This window comes from Glutamicibacter protophormiae (assembly GCF_014647495.1).
Lineage (GTDB): Bacteria > Actinomycetota > Actinomycetes > Actinomycetales > Micrococcaceae > Glutamicibacter > Glutamicibacter protophormiae.
Window position 1 is genome coordinate 1 of sequence record NZ_BMPH01000014.1, and the last position, 21,553, is coordinate 21,553.

20 protein-coding genes and 1 pseudogene are annotated in these 21,553 nt (G+C 63.8%); 11 read left to right on the plus strand and 10 right to left on the minus strand.

From position 1 onward, the window contains the following. From IEY43_RS14865 to IEY43_RS14885, 4 genes and pseudogenes are all read left to right on the plus strand, one after another. Positions 1 to 986 (plus strand): hypothetical protein (locus IEY43_RS14865; protein ID WP_229777432.1); only part of this gene is annotated, 986 nt, incomplete at its 5' end. Then, the gene (locus IEY43_RS14870) at positions 983 to 1,531 is read left to right on the plus strand and encodes an LPXTG cell wall anchor domain-containing protein (RefSeq protein WP_188949354.1); all 549 of its coding nucleotides are present in this window, start codon (positions 983 to 985) and stop codon (positions 1,529 to 1,531) included. The genes IEY43_RS14865 and IEY43_RS14870, both read left to right, overlap by 4 nt. Positions 1,532 to 1,716: 185 nt before the next feature. Then, a pseudogene (locus tag IEY43_RS18245) lies at positions 1,717 to 2,505 on the plus strand (DUF5819 family protein). 2 nt (positions 2,506 to 2,507) lie between these two features. After that, on the plus strand, positions 2,508 to 3,656 hold the full coding sequence (locus tag IEY43_RS14885) for an HTTM domain-containing protein (protein WP_188949357.1): 1,149 nt from the start codon (positions 2,508 to 2,510) through the stop codon (positions 3,654 to 3,656). A 67-nt stretch (positions 3,657 to 3,723) separates the two neighbouring features. Here the strand turns inward: IEY43_RS14885 and IEY43_RS14890 are convergent, their stop codons facing one another. The 3 genes from IEY43_RS14890 to IEY43_RS18365 all read right to left on the minus strand — a co-directional run bounded on the left by IEY43_RS14890 (position 3,724) and on the right by IEY43_RS18365 (position 7,077). Next, on the minus strand, positions 3,724 to 5,106 hold the full coding sequence (locus IEY43_RS14890; protein WP_188949358.1) for an NAD-dependent succinate-semialdehyde dehydrogenase: 1,383 nt from the start codon (positions 5,104 to 5,106) through the stop codon (positions 3,724 to 3,726). A 271-nt stretch (positions 5,107 to 5,377) separates the two neighbouring features. Beyond that, on the minus strand, positions 5,378 to 6,439 hold the full coding sequence (gene mgrA / locus IEY43_RS14895) for an L-glyceraldehyde 3-phosphate reductase (protein ID WP_229777433.1): 1,062 nt from the start codon (positions 6,437 to 6,439) through the stop codon (positions 5,378 to 5,380). Positions 6,440 to 6,954: 515 nt separating this feature from the next. Further along, positions 6,955 to 7,077 carry a hypothetical protein gene (locus IEY43_RS18365; RefSeq protein ID WP_268240081.1) on the minus strand — a complete coding sequence of 41 codons (123 nt, stop codon included), beginning with the start codon at positions 7,075 to 7,077 and terminating at the stop codon, positions 6,955 to 6,957. Between the two features lie 153 nt (positions 7,078 to 7,230). Here IEY43_RS18365 and IEY43_RS14900 point away from each other — a divergent pair, with 153 nt between their 5' ends. Both IEY43_RS14900 and hrpB read left to right on the plus strand, forming a co-directional pair. Then, entirely contained in the window at positions 7,231 to 8,016 is a 786-nt protein-coding gene (locus IEY43_RS14900) for an alpha/beta fold hydrolase (RefSeq protein WP_188949360.1), read from the plus strand. Continuing rightward, positions 8,013 to 10,586, plus strand: a complete 2,574-nt coding sequence (gene hrpB / locus IEY43_RS14905; protein ID WP_188949361.1) for an ATP-dependent helicase HrpB — start codon at positions 8,013 to 8,015, stop codon at positions 10,584 to 10,586. Before IEY43_RS14900 ends, hrpB begins: the two co-directional genes overlap by 4 nt. Positions 10,587 to 10,649: 63 nt before the next feature. On the opposite strand, the gene IEY43_RS14910 is transcribed toward hrpB, so the two are convergent. Then, positions 10,650 to 11,882, minus strand: a complete 1,233-nt coding sequence (locus IEY43_RS14910; RefSeq protein WP_188949362.1) for an acyl-CoA dehydrogenase family protein — start codon at positions 11,880 to 11,882, stop codon at positions 10,650 to 10,652. Positions 11,883 to 11,995: 113 nt separating this feature from the next. Then, positions 11,996 to 12,685 carry a TetR family transcriptional regulator gene (locus tag IEY43_RS14915; protein WP_188949363.1) on the minus strand — a complete coding sequence of 230 codons (690 nt, stop codon included), beginning with the start codon at positions 12,683 to 12,685 and terminating at the stop codon, positions 11,996 to 11,998. 152 nt (positions 12,686 to 12,837) lie between these two features. Between IEY43_RS14915 and IEY43_RS14920 the strand changes: the two genes are divergently transcribed. After that, positions 12,838 to 13,272, plus strand: coding sequence for a hypothetical protein (locus IEY43_RS14920; protein WP_188949364.1), 435 nt, complete (start codon positions 12,838 to 12,840; stop codon positions 13,270 to 13,272). Between the two features lie 101 nt (positions 13,273 to 13,373). Beyond that, a complete protein-coding gene (locus tag IEY43_RS14925; RefSeq protein WP_188949365.1) occupies positions 13,374 to 13,613 on the plus strand; it encodes a YtxH domain-containing protein in 240 nt (79 codons plus the stop codon). 134 nt (positions 13,614 to 13,747) lie between these two features. Here IEY43_RS14925 and IEY43_RS14930 read toward each other — a convergent pair whose 3' ends face one another. The 3 genes from IEY43_RS14930 to IEY43_RS14940 form a co-directional block, all read right to left on the minus strand. After that, the gene (locus IEY43_RS14930; RefSeq protein WP_188949366.1) at positions 13,748 to 15,211 is read right to left on the minus strand and encodes an MFS transporter; all 1,464 of its coding nucleotides are present in this window, start codon (positions 15,209 to 15,211) and stop codon (positions 13,748 to 13,750) included. A 61-nt stretch (positions 15,212 to 15,272) separates the two neighbouring features. Beyond that, on the minus strand, positions 15,273 to 16,280 hold the full coding sequence (locus IEY43_RS14935) for a PhzF family phenazine biosynthesis protein (protein WP_188949367.1): 1,008 nt from the start codon (positions 16,278 to 16,280) through the stop codon (positions 15,273 to 15,275). A gap of 85 nt (positions 16,281 to 16,365) precedes the next feature. Then, positions 16,366 to 16,905, minus strand: a complete 540-nt coding sequence (locus tag IEY43_RS14940; RefSeq protein ID WP_229777435.1) for an AMIN-like domain-containing (lipo)protein — start codon at positions 16,903 to 16,905, stop codon at positions 16,366 to 16,368. Positions 16,906 to 17,108: 203 nt separating this feature from the next. Between IEY43_RS14940 and IEY43_RS14945 the strand changes: the two genes are divergently transcribed. Next, complete coding sequence (locus tag IEY43_RS14945) at positions 17,109 to 18,206, plus strand: mechanosensitive ion channel family protein (RefSeq protein WP_188949368.1); 1,098 nt, start codon at positions 17,109 to 17,111, stop codon at positions 18,204 to 18,206. A gap of 96 nt (positions 18,207 to 18,302) precedes the next feature. Here IEY43_RS14945 and IEY43_RS14950 read toward each other — a convergent pair whose 3' ends face one another. Together IEY43_RS14950 and IEY43_RS14955 are read right to left on the minus strand one after the other, a co-directional pair. Then, positions 18,303 to 18,956 (minus strand): YqaJ viral recombinase family protein, encoded by a 654-nt coding sequence (locus IEY43_RS14950; protein ID WP_245353525.1) that lies wholly within the window; start codon positions 18,954 to 18,956, stop codon positions 18,303 to 18,305. Positions 18,957 to 19,011: 55 nt separating this feature from the next. Beyond that, positions 19,012 to 19,272 (minus strand): glutaredoxin family protein, encoded by a 261-nt coding sequence (locus IEY43_RS14955; protein WP_188949369.1) that lies wholly within the window; start codon positions 19,270 to 19,272, stop codon positions 19,012 to 19,014. Positions 19,273 to 19,402: 130 nt separating this feature from the next. On the opposite strand from IEY43_RS14955, the gene IEY43_RS14960 reads away from it, so the two are divergent. Further along, entirely contained in the window at positions 19,403 to 20,131 is a 729-nt protein-coding gene (locus tag IEY43_RS14960; RefSeq protein WP_188949370.1) for an ABC transporter ATP-binding protein, read from the plus strand. Next, entirely contained in the window at positions 20,128 to 21,489 is a 1,362-nt protein-coding gene (locus IEY43_RS14965) for an FtsX-like permease family protein (RefSeq protein ID WP_188949371.1), read from the plus strand. The genes IEY43_RS14960 and IEY43_RS14965 overlap by 4 nt, the downstream gene beginning before the upstream one ends. The last annotated feature ends 64 nt before the right edge of the window (positions 21,490 to 21,553 follow it).

Here is a 21,553-nt window from a genome sequence, read left to right on the forward strand (position 1 = left end):
TACCAACGCTGACGCCCAGGCTGGTGCCAATGCTGATGCGGCTTCGGCTGCTGATGCTGAGGCTGGCGCGGATACCGCTGGTGCTGATTCCAATGCTGACGCCAACGCTGACGCCAACGCTGACGCCAACGCTGACGCCAATGCTGATGCTGAGGCTGGCGCGGACACCGCTGGCGCGGACACCGCTGGTGCTGACGCCCAGGCTGATGCTGAGGCTGGTGCGGATACCGCTGGTGCTGATACCAACGCTGACGCCCAGGCTGGTGCCAATGCTGATGCGGCTTCGGCTGCTGATGCTGAGGCTGGTGCGGACACCGCTGGTGCTGATACCAACGCTGACGCCAACGCTGACGCCCAGGCTGGTGCCAATGCTGATGCGGCTTCGGCTGCTGATGCTGAGGCTGGCGCGGATACCGCTGGTGCTGATACCAATGCTGACGCCAACGCTGACGCCAATGCTGATGCTGAGGCTGGCGCGGACACCGCTGGTGCTGATACCAATGCTGATGCGGCTTCGGCTGCTGATGCTGAGGCTGGTGCGGATACCGCTGGTGCTGACGCCAACGCTGACGCCAACGCTGACGCCAATGCTGATGCTGAGGCTGGCGCGGACACCGCTGGTGCTGATACCAATGCTGATGCGGCTTCGGCTGCTGATGCTGAGGCTGGTGCGGATACCGCTGGTGCTGACGCCAACGCTGACGCCCAGGCTGATGCTGAGGCTGGTGCGGATACCGCTGGTGCTGATACCAACGCTGACGCCAATGCTGATGCTGAGGCTGGCGCGGATACCGCTGGTGCTGACGCCAATACTGATGCGGCTTCGGCTGCTGATGCTGAGGCTGGTGCGGATACCGCTGGTGCTGATACCAACGCTGATAGCCAGACAGATGCAGAAACTGATGGCGACACTGACGGCAATTACGAGGCGGTTGGCATCACCTCGCCAAAGGAAAACTCTGAAGTTGAGGGCCCAAGCATCATGATTTCCGGAGTGTCGGATCCTAATGCCAAGGTAACCGTGACCGTTGCCCGTGTATCTGAAGGTGCGGTAGCCAAAGCAGCAATGACTGATCCGCAGCAGCAGATTGATGCGGACGACGAGGGGAACTGGTCCGTGACTGTCGCTGGTGTCGAAGCTGGTAAGTACACGGCACACGCGGCTGATGGACGTACCGAAGACACAACGTCTTTCGTTGTCTACGATCCGTCTGCAGAAAGCGACAGTGATTCGTCGGCTACTGAGGGTGGCAGTGATTCGTCGGCTACTGAGGGTGGCAGTGATTCGTCGGCTACTGAGGGTGGCAGTGATTCGTCGGCTACTGAGGGTGCCAGCGACTCATCGGCCACCGAAGCCAACGCGTCCGCCGATGGAAAGGACCAGGACTCCGCGTCCATGCCTGAATCCGACGGCAAGAAGGACGAGCTGGCTGACACTGGTGCCAACGGCGTGCTGCTTGCGGCAAGTGCTGCACTCATGCTTGCCCTGGCCGGTGCAGGCATCTTGTTCGCACGCCGCAAGAAAGCATAGCCGCGCTAGGACGCGAGCTTGATGAGAGGTCGGGTTGCCCTTCTGGTCAACCCGGCTTCTCACCCGCCGGATGCCAGCAGTCTAGAGACTGTTGGCGTCCGGCTTCACGACTTTGTACTTCCCGATTGGCTGCGGCAGCTTTTCGCTTCCACTCAACCGGATTCCCGAACTGACAGGACTGGGACATGACCGAAACTGACAGCACGCCCAAGATCAAAAAGCGACCCTTATGGCTTCGCCTAGTGGCGGTTGCCTGCGTTGGGCTGACGGCATGGCATGTTTTCGCGACATTCCTTTGGGTATCGCCTTCAAGCGAGTTGCGTGATGCTGTGCCCGACAAAGCGCTCCGGGCTTACATGCAGCCAATGTTCGGACAGAGCTGGTCCGTTTTCGCTCCGAAACCGATTGACGGAGACTATTCATTCGAAGTCCGCGCCACGTTGGAAGATACCACTGGAAGGCGTGAGGCTACGCAATGGGTAGACGCAGTCAATTTGGAAATGGACTTGATCCATCACAATCTCTTCCCGCCACGGGCATCATTGGCTGGCAACCAGCTTGCCAGCGACTAGCGGAACAAATGGCAGAAACTCAACGACGAGCAGAAAAACGTTGTCACGCTTGGATATTTCAAGGGTGACGACTGGTCCAACCGACTCAATGATGACTTGAACGAACGCGAGATTCAGAGCACTAGCTCGCGAAAGAATACCAAGTCGTTCATCGAAACAGAACGTGCAGCCAGCGCCTATGCTACGCAAGTTGCCAAAGCCCTGTGGGGGCAGGACATCAGCTCAGTGCAATTCCGTGCCGGGCGGCAGGCAGTTGTCCCATTCGAGCGGCGCAACGACCCGGATGCCCAGCGCCCTGATGCTGTGACTATTGATTCCGGCTGGCGTGGACTGACAGTTATTGAGGGCCAAAACGAACAGAACTTTGCCGAAGTCTTCAACTCATTGGAAGGCGTGAAATAAGCATGGCAGGAAAATCAAACCTCGTTGCTCCCTTGACACGGATCTGGTCGGCATTCTGGAAGGAAGGGCCAGCTCATCTGGCGCAAGCCGGCCGGGGCGTTGTGGCCACGATTGACGGCTGGCTCTTGGACAGCAAACACGCAATGTACGGTATTGCCGTTGCCCGGATGATCTTCGCGGCCGCTGCACTTGGCCTCCTGCTGACCAACTTCAACACGCGCCACTACACCTACGGCAGCGGTGCCGCCTGGAGCGGGCAGCTGGAGGAAGCCAACGGTAGTTTCGCCGGGAATCCGCTGTTCGAAGTCTTTTTCAGTATTGCACGCAACGACGCAGCAGTTACCGTCTACTTCCTGATGCTGATTGTGCTCGCTGCGGCCCTTCTCGTAGGTTATCGGGCCAGACTCATTCTCCCGGCATTCCTGGTTCTCTGGATCGGCTTGATCGAGACCCCGTACTTCGGCGGCGACCAGGGAGACAATGCACTTCGCATCGCCTTATTCCTGATGCTGTTTACCGACCACTCGGCCCGATGGTCATTCGATGCCCGCCGCCGTGGACGCAGCGCAAACTCAACTGGCACGATTCCTGCCAAATTGTGGCGGGGCACGCGAATTCTGCCGGCTGGCCTGACCAACTTGTGGCACAACCTGGCGCTGGTGGCATTGGCCTGCCAAGTCTTCATGATCTATGTTTCCGGTGCCTTGTTCAAAGCCGGTGGCGAACCATGGCAGAACGGAACCGCCATTTATGGCCCCCTGCACACCATGCGATTCGGGCCATGGCCCGAGCTGAGCGAACTGATTACCACTTTCGGCTGGGTCGTGGCGCTGGGAAGCATCGGTTCAGTGATGCTCCAAGTCTGTTTCCCCGGTGCATTGCTGTTCCGTTGGACCCGGATTCCGGTCCTGTTTGCGATGATCTCATTCCATGCAGGCATTGCACTCCTGATGGGCCTGCCGTGGTTCTCGCTGGCCATGGTCGGTATAGACGCGATCTTCATCCGCGACATCACCTGGGAACGCATGGCCAACTGGTTCAAGCGTTCGGCGCGCGCCAACGAGGAGGCTCCTCCCGCGCCCGCGCCCGTGCCTGATGAACTGGTCGATACCGGGGAGCGGGAGACCGAGCGGGTCAGCGTCGGCGTCTAGGAATACAAAGCTGGCAGAATAAAAGGGGAAGCACCGGATGGTGCTTCCCCTTTTATTCCTTAGACGGTTACTCGCCTACATAGAACAGTCGCTTGTTGACGAACTCTTCCATGCCCAGCGGGCCCAGCTCGCGGCCGAAGCCCGAGCGCTTGACACCGCCGAATGGCATTTCAGCGCCTTCTGCACTGGCGGCATTGACGTTGGACATGCCTACCTGCAGCTTCTGGGCCACCTTTGCGGCGCGAGCTTCGTCGGTGGAGTGCACCGAACCGCCCAAGCCGTAGATGGTGTCGTTGGCCAACTCTGTGGCTTCCTTGTCGCTGGTCACCTTGTAGACCACGGCAACCGGGCCGAACAGCTCCTCGTAGTAGGCTCGCATGTCCTTGGTGACACCGGTGAGTACGGCAGGGGAGTAGTACGCCGACGGACCATCATGCAGCACGCCGCCGGCGTGCAGGGTTGCACCCTTGGAGACTGCGTCCTGCACCTGTGCGTGCAGGTCTTCGGCGGCCTTGCGCGAGGACATCGGTGCGAACGATCCGTCCTCTTCCTTCATCGGGTCGCCGGCCTTCAGCCCCTCGGCGCGCTTGGTCAGCTCGGAAACGAACTCGTCGTAGATGTCTTCCATGACGATCATGCGCTTGTTCGAGTTGCAGGCCTGACCGGTGTTGTCGATGCGGAAGCCCCAGGCTGTTTCGGCAATGCCGGCCACGTCATCCGAATCCAGAACCACGAATGGATCAGAACCGCCGAGCTCCAGAACGGCCTTCTTCAGGTTGCGTCCGGCCTGCTCGCCGATGATGGCGCCTGCGCGCTCCGAACCGGTCAGGGAAACACCCTGGATGCGGCTGTCGGCGATGATGGTGGAGATCTGGTCGTGGGTGGCGAATACATTGTTGTACACGCCAGTCGGAACACCGGCTTCATCCATGATTTCCTGGATGGCCAAAGCCGAGCGCGGGCAGGACTCCGCATGCTTCAGCAGGATGGTGTTGCCCAGCATGAGGTTCGGCGCCGCGAAGCGTGCAACCTGGTACAGCGGGAAGTTCCACGGCATGATGCCCAGCAGCGGGCCCACAGGGCGCTTCTGGACGATGGCCTTGCCACCGGAGAAGGACTTGATTTCCTGGTCGGCCGCGAGGGTCGGGCCTTCTGACGCGAAGTATTCGAAGATTTCCTGGCAGAACTCGGCTTCGCCCACGGCCTCGGAGAGCGGCTTGCCCATCTCGGTGGTCATGATCTTGCCCAGTTCCTCCGCGCGCTCGGCAAAGAGCGCACCGACCTTGGAAACGATCTTGGCGCGCTCGTTGATGTCAACGTCCTGCCAGGACTCGTACGCGGACTGCGCGGAGGCCAGTGCCTGCTCGATCTGCTCATCGGTGGCAACGTCGAATTCCTCGACTACCTCGCCGGTCGCCGGGTTCAAGACCTTGTAGGTTGGGGCGCTCATCGATGCTCCTGTCTTTGTGCATGTTGGTCGGTTTTACGCGAACGTAGCTGGTTGTTATTGAACTATAACCAATAAATGAATGTAATTCACTTCATATCGCGTCCACTCCGAGCTTATCCATACAATGCAAAATCTGCCAGCATGGAATCGCTGCGCTAAACGAACTGTCACTGGGAAGTGTTGGAGAGACAGGAAATGTCGCACTGCCTGGAAATTTCTCCAGGCCAGTGCGGCACTTCCAGATCACCATGCGGGTTCGCGCAGTCCTCACTTAGCCGATGGCGGAGCTGCGCCACCAGTCGATGCCGGCATCGCCCTGGGCGATCTGCGCGATTTCGTCCAGCTCGGACTGCGGGAAATCGACGTTCTTCAATGCGCCGAGGTTCTCGTCCAGCTGCGTGGTGGATGAAGCCCCGATCAGCACCGAGGTTGCGGCTCCGTCGCGCAGCAGCCAGGCGATGGCCATCTGGGCTAGCGACTGGCCGCGGCGCTGGGCCACCTCGTTCAGGCGGCGGATCTTCGCCAGGTTCTCATCGGTCAGCTGCTCGGTCAGCGCCCGGCGGCCGCCTTGGCGCTCGACGTCGGTCGTGGTCAGGTACTTGTCGGTCAGCAGCCCCTGTGCCAGCGGGGTGAAAGCGATGGCACCCATGTTCTCCGCGGCCAGCGTCTGCAGCAACCCATGCTCGACCCATGGATTCAGGATGTTGTAGGACGGCTGGTGGATAACCAAAGGTGCCCCCAGGTCCTTCGCAATCGCCTTGGCCTGCGCGGTGCGCTCGGCCGAGTAGGACGAAATGCCGACGTACAGCGCCTTTCCGGAGCGGACCAGCGTGTCCAGGGCGCCGATGGTTTCCTCCAGCGGCGTCTTCGGATCGAAGCGGTGGGAATAGAAGATGTCCACGTAGTCCAGGCCCAGCTTCTGAAGCGAGGCGTCGCAGGAGGCGATCAGGTACTTGCGCGATCCCAGGGTTCCGAAGGGGCCGGCCCACATGTCCCAGCCTGCCTTGGAGGAAATGACCAGTTCGTTGCGGTACGGCTTGAAGTCGTTGCGCAGCATGCGCCCGAAATTCTCCTCGGCCGCTCCGGCTGGAGGGCCGTAGTTGTTGGCCAGGTCAAAGTGCGTGATCCCGCGGTCGAATGCGTGCCGCAGGATTTCGCGCTGCGAATCGAAGGTCCGGTTGTCGCCGAAGTTCCACCACAACCCCAGCGAAAGGGGCGGGAGCATGAGGCCCGAGTCGCCGACGCGGCGGTATCCGAAATGCTCGTAACGGTCCGCTGCGGCCACGTAGGGCCGATGGGTGTCGTTGACTGGATTGACGATCTCGTATTCCACGAAAAACCTTTCTGCCGGCAGAAGCCGATCAGTGCGATGGAGAAATCTCTCTGCTCCACCATATGTCAGATTTTTGAGACATTTCTGGGCGGGAGCCGATTCGCGCGCAAGGAACATGGAAAAGGGGCGGACCCACCACTTGCGCTCGGCATGCGATGGGTCCTTCGATACGAGAGCTTGGGGGTGCTTCCGTATCCCGCGGCTGCAAAGTTTATGGGGGTACCGTGCAACCACGGCCGACTTCGCCGGCTCTCCAAGTCTAGCTTTGCGAGTATTGGCGGAGGGCTTGTTACGACCAAGGTTGGCTGTTGGGCAGATAGTCCTGACCAGTTGGCTATGGCGTGAGGACGGCACACGGATTAAAGGAAGAACCGATCTGTCAGGCCAAGGAGGTAACGCCTGCGCAGATCGGTTCTTCTAGATCACTCGCACCTTGAGAAGGTACTAACAACGGTAGGACCTATGCCTTGAAATTACCTGAAAGTCGAGTGTGCGACAGCTTGAAGACATGGTGCTCAGTAGTTCGAGGGTGGGTCGGAGGCCGGGAATGACTCGTCTTCCCATTCCTCGACCAGCTGCTCGTCATGCTCGTCGTGCAGCTTCTTCTCGAGATCCTCTTCATTGGGTTGCTCGCTCATTTCCTTCCCCTTTCATAGCCCTCAACGCGCGGCCGGCGAATGGCCAAGCCGCTGTAACCTCAGTGTTCTCCTTCTTGCCCCGGTTGTCGAGGGCTGGGACGCGCCGTCGATTTCCATCGGGGGAATGGAAGCGATTTAATCAAAGGTATGCCGATGATCAAGAACCCCGCCGACGGTGCAGAAATCTTCTTCGACGATGATTCGGCGGATGGCGAGCCGATCCTGTATTTGCACGGTTCCGCCCTCTCGCGATCCATCTGGCGCGGGCTGGGCTACACCAAGACGCTGGGCGCGGGGTACCGGAACATCCGGATGGACCTGCGCGGCCATGGCCGCTCGTACAAGTCGCACGACGTCGCCGATTACACCATGGACAAGGTCATGGGGGACATCCATGCGCTTCTGGACCACCTCGGCCTGGAATCCGTCCACGTGGTCGGCTACTCGTTCGGCGCGCGCACCGGGCTGCATCTGGCCATGACGTCGCCGGCATCGGTGCTGTCGCTGATCATGCTCGGCGGCACCTTCGAAATCACCCCAGGCGAAATCGGCAAGCTCTTTTTCCCCGGCTACCTCCAGGTGCTGCGCGACGGGGACATTGAAGGCTTCGTCACCGGCCAGGAAACCCGCGGACGCCTGGATCCCGCCACCCGGATGGCATTCAAGTCGAACGACCCGCTGGCCCTGGCCGCCTACTACGAGGCGGCGGAAACGGTCCAGAACGTCGAGCTGGCCGAGCTGGCCCAGATCCGCGTCCCGACGCTGCTGCTGATCGGCACCCACGACCAGCCGCGCTTCGACCAGAACAAAATCATGGCCCACACGCTGCCCAACGCGCGCATGGTCGCGCTGCCCGGGCGCACCCACGGCAACACGCTGTTCCCCATCGAACCGGTGGTCCAAGCCATCGAGTCCTTCTGGAAGGGCCGCCGGCGATGAGCTCCGAGTTGTTCGACCTCGATGCGGTCTCCCGGGGCCTGGCCTTCGGCCCCAGCCGCCACGAACTGTTCGCCAGCGTCCAGGCCGACCCCGCCCGGCCGCTGGTGATCCAGGCGCCGCCGGGATCGGGCAAGACGACCATCGTGCCGCCCGCTGTGGCCAACGCGCTGGCCGGACGCGGGCTGGATGGACGGGTTATCGTCACCCAGCCGCGCCGCGTGGCCGCCCGTGCCGCGGCCCGGCGCCTGGCGCAGCTCGACGGGTCCAGGCTCGGGGACCGCGTGGGCTTCTCGGTCCGGGGAGAGCGGATGCTCAGCGCCCGCACCAAGGTCGAGTTCGTCACCGCCGGCCTGATGCTGCGCCGCCTGCTGGCCGATCCCGACCTTGACGGAGTCAGCGCGCTGGTCATCGATGAGGTCCACGAACGCTCCATCGACACCGATCTGCTGCTGGCTATGGCCAACCAGGTGTCCGAGCTGCGCGAGGACCTGAGCCTGGTGGTCATGAGCGCCACCCTGCACGCGCAGGAACTCTCGCAGCTGCTCGCCCGGGACGTTCCGGCCCCCGTGCTCAGCGCCCGGAGCGCGCAGTTTCCGGTTCAGGAGCAATTCGACAGCTTCTCAGGGCTGCGCAATACCGAGCGGGGCTTGTCCCACGACTACCTGCGGCATGTGGCCCACAGCGCGCTCAAGCACTCCGCACTGGCCAATCGCGAGTCCGGGCGCCCGGTGGACACCCTGGTGTTCCTCCCCGGAGCAGGGGAGGTGCAACGGGTCTGCTCGTACCTCGACGCCGCCGGCGCGCGCAGCTTCGCGCTGCACTCGCAGGTCTCCTCCCGCGACCAGGACTCGATCCTCGGCGTTCCCGACGATGGGGAACCGCCGCGCATCATCGTCTCGACCTCCATCGCCGAATCCTCGGTGACGGTGCCCCGGGTGCATCTGGTGGTCGATGCCGGGTATGCCCGGGAACCGAGGCGCGACGCGGGGCGCGGCTTCAGCGGCCTGGTCACCGTGGTGGCCAGCCGCGCCGCCGCCACCCAGCGGGCCGGCCGCGCCGGACGCCTGGGGCCCGGCACGGTGGTGCGCACCTTGGATGCGAAGTCCTTCGCCGCGGCCCCGGCGCATTCGACTCCCCAGATTCGCACCGCCGACCTGGTGGACGCCGGGCTGGCCCTGGCCGCCTGGGGCGCGCCGCGCGGCGAAGGGCTGTCCATGTGGGAGCGGCCACCGGCCGCCGCCATGCGCGCCGACGAACAGGTGCTCTACGCGCTGGACGCCGTGGACGAATCCGGCCGGATCACCGCGCTGGGCGAACGCATGTCGAAGATCCCCACCGACCCCCGCACCGCCAGGGCGCTGCTGGAAGGCACCCGGCGCTTCGGCGGGAAGGCCGCCGCGGAGGTCGTTGCGATGCTTGCAGGATCCGAACGGGTGGGCAGCGCCGATGTCTCCGAGCTGCTCGCGGCGCTGCGGCGCAGCTCCCACCCGGGGCACCGCAGCTGGTCCCGGGAAGCCAAGCGGCTGGCGGCGCTCGCCCCGGCAGGCGGCGACGCGGCCGCGGCCGGAGCGCAGGCCGCCGCCGATGCGGTGGCGGGGATCTGCGCGCTGGCCTACCCGCAGTGGATCGCGCGCCGCATGGGCCCGTCGGAATACCTGTTGGCCTCCGGCACCAGGGCCTCGCTGCCGCGCGGCAGCCACCTGGACCACTTCGAATACCTCGCGGTGGCCGAGGTCTCCCGCACCGGCGGGGGAGCGATGATCCGCAAAGCCGCGGGCATCGACATCGACACGGCCTGCGAGCTGCTGCCGCAGATGCACCGGATCCGCGAGACCGCCCAGCTGCTGGACGGGAAGATCAGCGCCCGCAGGGTCGAATCCTTCGGCGAGATCGAACTGGCCTCCACGCCGATCAGGGCGACCGAGCAGCTGGGGCTGCAGGCTGCGCAGGCCGCGCTGGCCGAGCAGGGGCTGGCGCTGTTCGGGGCGCAGGAAGGCTTCGAAGCGCTGCGCCGGCGGATGGCCGTGGCGCACCGGCTGCTGGGCGAGCCCTTCTCGCCGATGGACGAGGCCGCCCTGGTCGGCTGCGCCGCCGACTGGCTCACCCCTGCCCTGCGCCAGCTGGCCGCCGGCAAGAGCGCGGCGAAGATCGACCTGCACTCCGCGCTGCGCACGCTGCTGCCCTGGGAACACGCGCACGACTTCGACGCGCTGGTGCCGCAGCGCCTGCAGGTGCCCTCCGGGTCGCGGATCACCGTGGCCTACCCTCCCGTGGGCGACGCCGGGCCGGCGGTGGTCTCGGTGAAGCTGCAGGAATGCTTCGGGCTGGCGGACTCGCCGAGGCTGGTGCGCGAGAAGCTGCCGGTGCAATTCCACCTGCTCTCGCCCGCGGGACGGCCGCTGGCGGTGACCGACGACCTGGTCAGCTTCTTCAACGGCCCCTACGCGCAGGTCCGCTCCGAAATGCGCGGGCGCTATCCGCGCCACCCGTGGCCCGAGAATCCCTGGGAGCATGTGGCGACCGCGTCGACCAAGAACCGGCTCAAGCGAGAGTCCGGCGGCCGGTCATAATGCGAGCCGGGCCCCGCGCCAGTGCGCGGGGCCCGGAAACCCTTGGAAGTGCCTTTCGGCGCTTTAGGCGAAAGCGGAGATGCCGGTGATGTTGCGGCCCATGATCAGGGCCTGGACGGTCTCCGTGCCTTCATAGGTGTGGATGGCTTCGACATCCGCGAAGTGGCGCGCCACGCGGTTGCTGGTCAGGATGCCGTTGCCGCCCAGCAGGTCGCGGGCGTTGGAAGCGACCGAGCGCGCGGTGCGGGTCGCGGTGAACTTGGCCAAAGAAGCCTGCGGGCCGGTCAGCTGGCCGGAGGCATCGCGCTTGGTGGCCTGCATGACCAGCAGCTGGATGGTGGCCAGCTCGGACTGCATCCGCGCCAGGCGCTCCTGGACGATCTGGCTGGCGGCCAGCGGGCGGCCGAACTGGATGCGCTGCTTGGCATAGTTCACCGCGCTTTCGTAGCAGGCGGTGGCGTGGCCGACGGCGGCCCAGGCGACGCCCAGGCGGGTGGCGAACAGCACGCGCGAGGTGTCCTTGAAGCTGTTCGCTTCGGGCAGCACGTCCTCGTCCGGGACGAAGACCTCGTCCATGCGGATGTGCGCCTGCCAGATGGCGCGCAGCGAGAGCTTGTTCTCGATGTTGGTCGCCCGGTAGCCCTCGGCCTCCTGGTGCACGATGAAGCCGCGCACCTTGCCTTCCTCGTCGCGTGCCCACACGATGCTCACTCCGCCGATGGAGCCGTTGCCGATCCACTTCTTCTCGCCGCTGATCGCATAGCCGCCCTCGACCTTGCGGGCGACGGTCTCCAGCGACACCGAGTCGGAACCGTGGGTCGGCTCGGTCAGCGCGAAGGCGCCGGGCAGCTCTCCGGCGAGCATCGGCATGCCGTACTTGGCGATCTGCTTGGGGCTGCCGCAGTAGATGACCGAACGCAGGGCCAGGCCGCCCTGCACGCCGATGATCGTGGCCACCGAGCCGTCGCCGCGCGCCATTTCCATGTTGATCAAGCCTGCGGCCAGCGGGCTCATCTCCTCGCGGCCCTCGATCTTCAGCCCGTCACGCAGCAGGTCCGCGTCGCCGAGCTTCTTGACCAGGTGCAGCGGGTAGTCAGCCTTGTCCCAGTACTCGTGGATGTCGTCCTTGACCTCGTTGAGCACGAACTTGCGGGCCTTGGCGCGCCAGGCCGCGTCGGTCTCAGACAGCTCGGAGAACACGCCGGTGGGATCGATATCGACCCCGTCTGACCATAGGTCGTACTCCGGCTCGGTGACTCCGGAAGGGAAGGCGAAACCGGTCTGCTGCTGGGTCATTTGGGGCGCTCCTTGGGTGCCTGGGGAAGAATGGTCTACCTCAAGCGTAATGGAACGCAGTGTCATGTCAAGATACTAGGTTTCAAATGCCTTGTGTCTTGGGAGCTGAGCAGTCAGTGCTGGCGCTCGCGCAGCGCCTTGGACACCGCATCCAGGATGGACTGCTCATCCGCTCCTGCCGGCAGCACCGAGACGACCACGCTCGGGGCGGCGCTGGCCTGTTGCCGCGATCCGTCGTTCGGGTTCAGTACATCGGAGAAGCGTTCCAGGAAGATCAAAACGTCGTGGGCGAGCTTCGTGCGGTCGGTGCTGTGCGGCTCGCGCAGCCACATGCGCAGGTGGTCGTTGTGTATCGCCACCAACCCGGCGCTGATGCCCAGGCCCAGGGCGTGGGTGGCCGGGGTGGAGACCAGATCGCGGCGGGCCAGGAACTGGTAGAACGCCCTCTCGTAGCGGTGCGTGGACACCAATTCGCGTTCACGCAGCGAAGGCACCGAGGACAGCAGCCTGTGGCGCAGTTGGGCTGCTTCCGGGTTGGCCGTGTACTGGTCGAAAACCACATGCGCGGCGTCGATCAGGGTCTGCGTGGCGTCCACGGAGGACGCGGCAAGTGTCGTTTCGACATGCGTGATGATCATTTCCTGATCCGCGAAGACCATGTTCTCCTTGGAACCGAAACGGCGGAAGAACGTGGAACGCGAGATTCCGGCCGCAGTCGCCAGCTCGTCGACACTCGTGGCATCGAAGCCTTGGGAGATCAACAAATTCAGGGCAGCGGAAGGCACGGCGGAAGAGGGGATCATGATTCAAAAATCTAGCATGATTCACGGACCTGGTTTCTTGCTCTTCGCTGAATGCGACTCGCAAATGATTGTGAACACCCAAGTCGATGACTACGCTGATCAACAAGGCAACCCGGTCGGGCTGCCACTGACGATCTAAGGAATGAGGCCCCATGGGAATCTCGATTGCAAACGCAGCGCTACGTTTGGTCAGCGGCGCATTCATTCTCAACAGCGGCATCAACAAGCTGCGATTGGACGAAGCCAGCGCCGCTGGCTTGCAGCAAATGGCTGCCAACGGCCTCCCGCAGCTGCGCGAAATGGAGCCTGCGGCCTTCGGCAAGATGCTTTCGATCGGGGAGATTTCGCTGGGCAGCGCACTGCTGCTCCCGCTGATTCCCTCACGGCTTGCCGGTCTGGGATTGGGCGCTTTCTCCGGTGTCATCCTGGCTTCCTACCTGCGAACCCCGGGTCTCACCGAATCCGATGGCATCCGCCCGACGCAGGACGGCATCACCCTGGCGAAGGACGTCTGGCTTGCGGGCATGGCCGTAGCGCTCATTTTCGGGCGCCGTTCAGCCAAGAAGGCCAAGGCCAAGAAGAAGTAATTCGACCTAGGCCTTGAGTGCCCCGGCGGGACAGCATAAATTGATTCTGGACCTACTGGTTTCCAGTGGCCAAAACCGGTTTCAGCGATGAGGAGAGTTGCATGAGTTTCTTGGATGATGCGAAGAAAAAGCTGGGCGAGGCCGTCGAGAACGTGAAGGACTTCGCGGAGGACGCGGCAGAGAACGTCAAGGAATTTGCCGAGGACGCGACGGAGAACGTCAAGGAATTCGCCGCCGAGGCTACCGAAAACGTCAAGGAGTTCGCTGCCGACGCGCAGGAGAAGATCGGTGAGAAGGTCGAGGAATTCAAGGGCGGCAACAAGCCGAACGGCGAAGCCTGAACCGGCGCATCGGTGCTTTCCTGATCAAATTTTTTGATCAGGAACCGAACTGAGCACACTGCCCCTGACCGCGAGCGCGAACTCGTGGCCAGGGGCAGTGTGCGTAGAGGGCTGATGTGCCCGGCGGGCGGCTACTAGCCGCGCAGCTTCGCCTCGGACGGATGCGACTTGAAGAAGAGCACCGAGAGGATCGCGGCCAGCGCCACGATCCCGGGGAGCATCAGCGCCTGGCCCAGCCCGACCGAGGTGGCCTCGAAGATCGCGGCCTGGTCGGCTGGCTGCTGCAGTTCGCTGATCTGCGCGGTGATCCGCGAATCCATCATGAACGCAATCAGCGCCGAGCCCAGCACCGAACCGATCTGCCGGGTCGTGTTGTAGATGCCGGAGCCGGCGCCCGCGTCGGCAGCGGTCAGATCGCGGGTGGCGGCCAGCGAAAGCGATGGCCAGATCATGGCCGAGCCGAAACCCTGCACTGCGGAAGGGATCAACAGCAGCCACAGCGGAATATCGGCGTGCATCATCAGCGCATACGCGATGGTGCCGCCGCCCATCAGGAAGAACCCGGGCAGGGCGAAGGTGCGCGGATTGAACTTGTTGATGTGCTTGCCGATCATCGGCGCCATGATGATGCCGACCACGGCCATCGGTGAGATCATCAGCGCGGACTGGGTCGGAGTCAGACCGCGGACATCCTGCAGGAAGAACACCATGGGCAGGCTGATGGTGGCGATCGCCAGGCCCATGAAGGTGATGGCGATATTGGCCAGAGAGAAGTTGCGCACCGTGAACAGTCGAAGCGGGACCAGCGGTTCGGCCTTGGTCTTGGACTGCCACCAGACGAACAGCGCCATCATCAGAACGCCGATGATGATCAGGTGCCAGGCGCTGATTGGCCCGATAAACGGTTCCCAGTTGGTCGCGTCGCCTTCCTGGATGCCGTAGACGAGGCTGAACATGCCGATGGCCGACAGCGCCACGCCAATCCAGTCGAAGGAATGCGCCTGCGGTTTGAGCTTGGGCACGAACTTGAACACCATGGCGATGCTGACCACGGCGATCGGGATGTTGATGAAGAAGATCCATTCCCAGCCGGCCGAATCGACCAGCAGGCCGCCGGCGATCGGGCCGACCAGCGAGGCGATGCCCGCTACCGCGCCCCACACGCCCATGGCCGCACCGCGGTGGGCATAGGGGAACAGCCGGGTGATCATGGTCATGGACTGCGGGGAAATCAAGGCGGCGCCCAGGCCCTGGACGGCGCGGGCTACGATCAGCGAGGCCAGCGAGGTGGACAGGCCGCTCCACAGCGAGGCGATGGTGAAGATGACCATGCCTACCAGATAGATGTTGCGCGGGCCGAAGCGGTCGCCCAGCCGCCCGGTCACCAGCAGCGGCACTGCGAAGGTGAGCAGGTAGGCGCTGTTGATCCACAGGATGCCGGAGATGTCGGCGTCCAGGTCTTCCATGATCGCCGGCATGGCCGTATGGACGATCGTGGTGTCGAGAAGGATCATGAAGAAGCCGATGACCAACGCCCAGAGGGCGTTCCATGCGGATTTCTTATCGAATTCTGTGGGGGTGTTCGCTGTTTGTGGCACTGGTCAAGACTAGTGCGTTCGGCGGGAATGCGAAATAAATAGGAAGACTATTGATGGTGAATCAGTCGAAGCTCACAGTTCCGCAGACCCTGGTCACCACATCGCCGCTGACCCAGACGCCCTGGTCGTCGGCCTCGACGTGCAGGATCGCGTCGCGACCCACCCGGGTGCCCTGGCGGACCGTGTAGCGTTGCGGCGCGTAGCCGGACTTGGTCAGCCAGACGCCGAAGGCGGCATTCAGGCTGCCGGTGGCCGGGTCCTCGGGGACGGCCTCGCCGGGAACGAAGTTGCGGACCTCGAAATCCGCCGGAGGCTGCATCACCACGGAGCCGAAGCGCTCTTCGGAGCGTTCCAGATCCGAGGAATCCAGCGGGAGCAGTTCCTCTCGGGTTCCCGCCAGCCGCGGCAGGACGGAATCGCGCGGCTGCCAGCTGCCGTTGGAGACGCTGGAAGCGGTATACGGGCCGATCACTCCGACTTCCAGGCCCTCCAAGGCCTCGAAATCCGGTTCGATGGCCAGGACCACGTCGGCATCGCGCAGCACCAGACCCGCCGGCTGGGGGCCGTTGACCAGCCAGGAATGGTCGATGACGTCCTCGGGCTGGATACCCAGACCGGAAATCGCCCACTGCAGGACGTCGGGTTCCAGCGGACCCGAACGGGTCAGCGGGGGAGCGAGGAAAGCGATCCGCTGGGAATGCTCGGCGGTGCCTTCGCGTTCGACACGCAGCCGGATCAGGCCGCTGCGGCATTCCTGGACCAGATAGCCGCTGGGGCCGGGTTCGCCGCCGGATTCAAGCCAGGCGTGGGCGGCGCCGAGCGTGGGGTGGCCGGCGAAGGGCAGCTCCGTGGTCGGGGTGAAAATGCGAATCGCGTAGTCCGCTTCCTCCTCGGTCGGCTCGACGAAGTACACGGTTTCTGCCATGTTGATCCACTTGGCGAAACGCTGCATCTGGTCGTCGGTGAGGTGGCCGGCGTCGAAGACCACGGCCAGGCCGTTGCCGTTGAATTCGGTAGCCGCAAAAACGTCAACCTGCTGATAGGCAAATGTGCTGCTCATACATAGCATCGTGGCACATTCGTCAGCAGGTTGACGGGGTGTTACGCGGTACGTCACGCAAAAAGTGCCGAACCGCACCGAATATTTTTTGCGGTCACCACTGGTGGGCGACGTCGATGACGAGCCTGGAGGAAGTCCCCGGGCCGTTGAGCAGGAATGCGCGCATTGGCAGCCGTGCCCGGGTGGAGACGCCGAGCAGGGTTTCCCCTTCGAAGCTTCCCAGCCAGACCTGCTGCTTGAAGGTCTTGTAGTTCAGGGTTTTGACCTGGGCACCTGGATTGTAGGAGGTGCTTGCCGGGGCATGAAGCTGGATCTGCAGCTTCGCTCCGCCGGTGGTCTTCACTTCGATCCCGGAAGCGATGCCGACGAATTTGTCGACGTACTTCACGGTGTAGCCGGCAGGCTTCGACTTCAGGTCGATGACCATCCGGTCGTAGCAGGTGTGCTGACCGGTGCGCACATTGGTCAGTGCGGATGTGGTGGACAAGGTCTTGGTCTTGGCCAAGGAACCCCAGTAAACGGTTGCGCAGGTCGAGGCTGCGGTGGAGGTGGGTACTGCTACTGCTGCGGGCGTCATTGCCAGCATGGCTGCCGTCGCCGTGGCGGCGACGATTCCGAATTTTGTTCGGCGCACGGTGATCACCGGCTTTCTGTGGTTGCGCCAGCCGGCCGATTCACGTGGCCGGTCACACTACTAAAGCGCCGCCGCGGGGGAAAGGCAAGAGTTTGGAGAAAATGGAACGATACCGATATTGATCTGTGACGGACGTTGAAAAGTTCGGAATGACACAAGCTGCTACACAGCCCTCGGCCAGAGCCCTATGACATGCTTTAAGGATGACTCCAACACCTACCGCACCTATCGATGAAACTGTTGAAGATGTCATTCAGGCCTCAAGCTTCCTACCCGAATCGTTGCAGTTCTGGGTGGTTATAGCTATTGGCGCAGTTGTTGCCGGGGTCCTGACGATCGTCTTCAGCAGCGTCTCACGCCGTATCCTGGGGCGCATGGGGGTTCCCGCCGGCACCGTGAAGCCGACCAAGATTCCGTTCTTCGCCACGGTGACCTCGATCGTCGTCAAATCGGTTTTCTCGATCTTCTACCGGGACAAGTCCTGGTACAACGCGTGGCAGTTCGTCATCCTCGCGGTGCTGATCTTCTTCCTCACCTGGTTCATCATCAGCGTCGTCAAGGTCACCGAGACCTCGGTGCTGGCCAGGGTGGAAGCCAGGTTCGGTCCGGGCCGCAAGCTGGCGAAGGTCCGCACCCAGGTGGGCCTGCTGCGCCGGGTGCTGACTGCGGTGCTGTGCGTGCTGGCGATCGGCGCCGTGCTCCTGTCCATCGAGCAGGTCAGGGCGTTGGGCGCCGGTATTATCGCCTCCGCCGGTCTGGCTTCGGTGGTCGTCGGCCTGGCCGTGCAGTCAACGTTGGCCAATGTCTTCGCTGGCATCCAGATCGCGTTCACCGACTCGATCCGCGTGGAGGACACCGTGGTGGTGGAAGCCGAGCGCGGAACGGTCGAGGAAATCACCCTGTCCTATGTGGTGGTGCTGCTGCTGGACGGGCGGCGCATGATCCTGCCTTCCACCTACTTCACGACCACCCCGTTCGAAAACTGGTCGCGCCGAAGCAGCGAGATCTCCGGCAACGTGGTGCTGCAGCTGAAGCTGAACGCCCCGATCGAGTACCTGCGCCAGCGCACGACCGAACTGCTGGAATCTTCCGACTGGTGGGACGGCCGCACCAATGCCCTAAACGTGACCGACGTCCAGGGCGGCCTGCAGACGTTGACCATATTTTTATCCGCGCGCAACCCCTCGGACCTGTGGGAGCTGCGCAACATGATCCGCGAGAAGCTGCTGGGTGAACTGGTGCAGAGCTACCCCGAATGCCTGCCTGACCCGCGGACGCTGCCGAATGCGCCGACCGCCTAGCGGAAATCGACGATGGTCCCGTGGAACACGCCGCGACAGCGGTGCGTTCCGCGGGACCATTTTGACTTCGCGGACGGCGGGGCCGGGGCGGCCGGGTTAGAGGCGCAGCACGGCAGGCCCGTAGTCGTTGTAGCGCTGCTGCCTGGCCGTGGCGTCGCGCAGGGCCGAGATCAGCGACTCGGCCTTGTCGATCAGGTCCCGGATCAGGTCGTCGTCGCGTTCGACCCACAGGTATTCCGGGACATCGCGCAGCGGGACGAAGTTCTCGTGCTCCTCCCAGACGAACAGGGTGCGTTCGGCTCCGATCACGTGCTGCTGCCAGAGCACCTGGCGCAGGTAGTTTTTCGGGATCCTCTTGAAGGGCTTGTTGGTGGTCTTGATTTCTGCCAGCACCGGAACGCCGGCGGCGTCGAATCCGAGGCCGTCGGGGGTGGCCAGGTGGAGCTTGGACAGCTGGGAGTGGAACAGCTGGGTGGAGGGGAAGATGTTGAAGTTCTCCTGGACCCAAGCGGCGATCACCGGCTCGCGTTTGCGGCCGTGGTCGGTGTAGGGGTTCCCGGAAAAGCCGTTGCCGTAGAGCTTGTCCCAGGCGGCGTTCTTGATCGACTTCTCGGTGGAAAGCTTGGCCACATCGGTGGCGGTGATGCCCTGGGAGCGGGCCCGGAGCCATTCGATGCGGTTTGACGAATCGGCTAGAACTCGTTCGAAGCATTCATGGCTGACACCGGGCACTGTAATCACGTGCTCCATTGTCCCCCACAAAGGGGGCGCAATCGTGCATCTGGGCCTTCAATCCTGCGTGAGGCTAGTCGCTGGCCCGGGCGATGGCGGCCAGCAGCTGGTTCATGGTGGGCGGCTGCTCGCCGCGGAACCGCTCCTGCCCGTCGACCAGCAGCCGGATCACCGGGGTGGAGGTGATGCCCAGCTCTTCGCCGCGCTGCACCTGCTCGACCACGTTGATTTCCTCGACTTCCAGATCGGGCAGCAGCTGCTGGACGCGGCGGACCAGCGACCTGGTGCTGACGCAGGGCGCGCAAAAGGGCTGCGAGTACAGTTCCAGCTTCATGGATCCGGTGGTTCTCCTGCCGAGGGATGTGTTGGGCGGGGCGGGGCTCATACCAGGGTAGGTGCCCAGGCCGGCCAGTGTCGCTCCCTGAGGCGATGCATCCGGCCGCCGTGATTGAAAACATGGAGGCATGGTAGAAAATTCCCCGGCACGCCCGGCCGTCATTACGGCCCGTGGCCTGCACCGCAACTTCGGCAGTACCGCTGCATTGGACAACGTGAACCTCGATATCCAGCTGGGCCAGTCACTGGCCATCATGGGACCATCGGGCTCCGGAAAGTCCACGCTGCTGCACGCCCTGGCCGGCATCGACCTGCCGGATTCCGGGCAGATCACACTGACCCTGCCCGGGAAAGCCCCGGTCCAGATCGAGAGGCTCAAGGACAAGGCGCGCACCAGGCTGCGCCGCGAGGCCTTCGGCTTCGTTTTCCAATCCGGGTTGCTGATCCCGGAATTGACCGCCATCGAGAACGTGGCCATGGCCCTGATGATCAACGCGGTCCCGCGGCCCAACGCCATGAACCGCGCCGGCTTGGCGCTGCAACAGCTCGGGCTGGCAGGGATGGAGGAGCGCCGCATCGGGCAGCTCTCCGGCGGCCAGCAGCAGCGGGTGGCAATTGCCCGCGCCCAGGTGACCGGTGCCAGCGTCGTCTTCGCCGACGAGCCGACCGGCGCGCTGGACTCGGCCACCGGCGCCGAGGTGCTGGAAACCCTGCTGGCGTGCACCGTGGGGGCGGGCAAGTCGCTGGTCATGGTCACCCACGACCGCACGGTGGCCGAACGGTGCGACCGGATCGTGCACCTGGGTGACGGCCGGTTGCTGGAGGGCACGGAGCGCCAGGCGGGAGTCTGGTCGTGAATACCGTGCACCTGGCCTGGATGCTTGGCCGTCCCTCCGCGACGCGTGGCACCTCGCAGATCCTGACCGTCAGCGCCTACGCCATGGTCGGCGCCATGCTGCTGGTCGTGCTGGGCGGCGCCTATTCGTTCACCAGCTTCGAGCGCGAGGCACAGGCCGCCTACCTGTCGCTGGCGGGCTTTGCGGTGGTGCTGCTGGCCGTGCCGCTGATGGTGCTCGGTTCGGCCGCCGCCCGGCTGTCGGCGCGCACCCAGGACCGCGCGCTGTCCTCGCTGCGCCTGCTGGGCGCGACCGGCGGCCAGATCCGCGGTGTCTCGCTGGTGCAGGCTGCCGGCACCGCCTTGGCCGGGGCCGTTGCCGGAGTGGTGCTGTACTTGGGCTGCTCGCCGTTGGTGGCGATGATCCGCTTCCAGGGGGCGCCGCTGGGCGACGCCATCTACCTGCCCTGGTGGGCGGTGGCCGCCGCGGTGGCGGTCATCGTGCTGCTGGCGGTGCTCAGCTCGCTGGCCGGGCTGCGCAAGCTCATCATCACCCCGCTGGCCGTCGCCACCCGGCAAAGCGTGCCGGTGCCCAGCTGGATCCGCGCACTGGTCACGGTGGGCTCGGTGGCGCTGCTCTACTTCGTCTTCACCAACATCGGCATGGTCAGCCAGGAAATCGGCACCATCATCGCGGTGGTCATCCTGGGCTTTGGATTCGGCCTGCTGATCCTGAACCTGGCCGGGCCGTGGCTGGTGGCCACGGTCGGACGGAGCAAGCTGAAGAAGGCCGCCAAGCCGGAGCAGCTGCTGGCGGCCCGCATGATCCTGGAGAACCCGTCCGAATCCTGGCGCCAGGTGTCCGGCGTCGCAATGGCCTCCTTCGTCGCCGTGGTCGGCGGCAGCGGGGCGGCCCTGATGAGCATGGGCAACGGCCAGGAGCCGACCGGCAGCTGGTTCGACTACCTGCCGCAGGACATCCTCACGGGCGTGCTGCTGACCCTGGTTATTACGTTTGTTTGCGTGGCCGCGTCGGCCTCGATTTCGCAAAGCGCCAGCACCCTAGACCGCGCGGACCTCTACGACGGGCTGCACAAACTGGGCATGGGCTACGAGGTGATGAATGCGGCCCGGACCAAGTCCTTGATGATCCCAGCGCTGACCGCTTCGATCGGCTTCGCCATCGCCTCGGTAGTGCTGGTCCTGCCGCTGGCCGGAGTTGCGGTGCTGCTCAAGCCGCTGACGGTGCTGGTGGTCATCCTGGCCGTGGTGCTGGGCCTGGTGCTGATCCGCGCCAGCATCAGTGTGGCCAACCCGCGCAGGCTGCTCGCCGAGCGCGTAGCCGGTCATTCCAGGGGCATCAAGATAGGTGAGGGATAGCGGGAAAACACGGATTTTCTCCGATTAGGGATTAACCATGTTGCGTAATGATGGCAAAAACGCG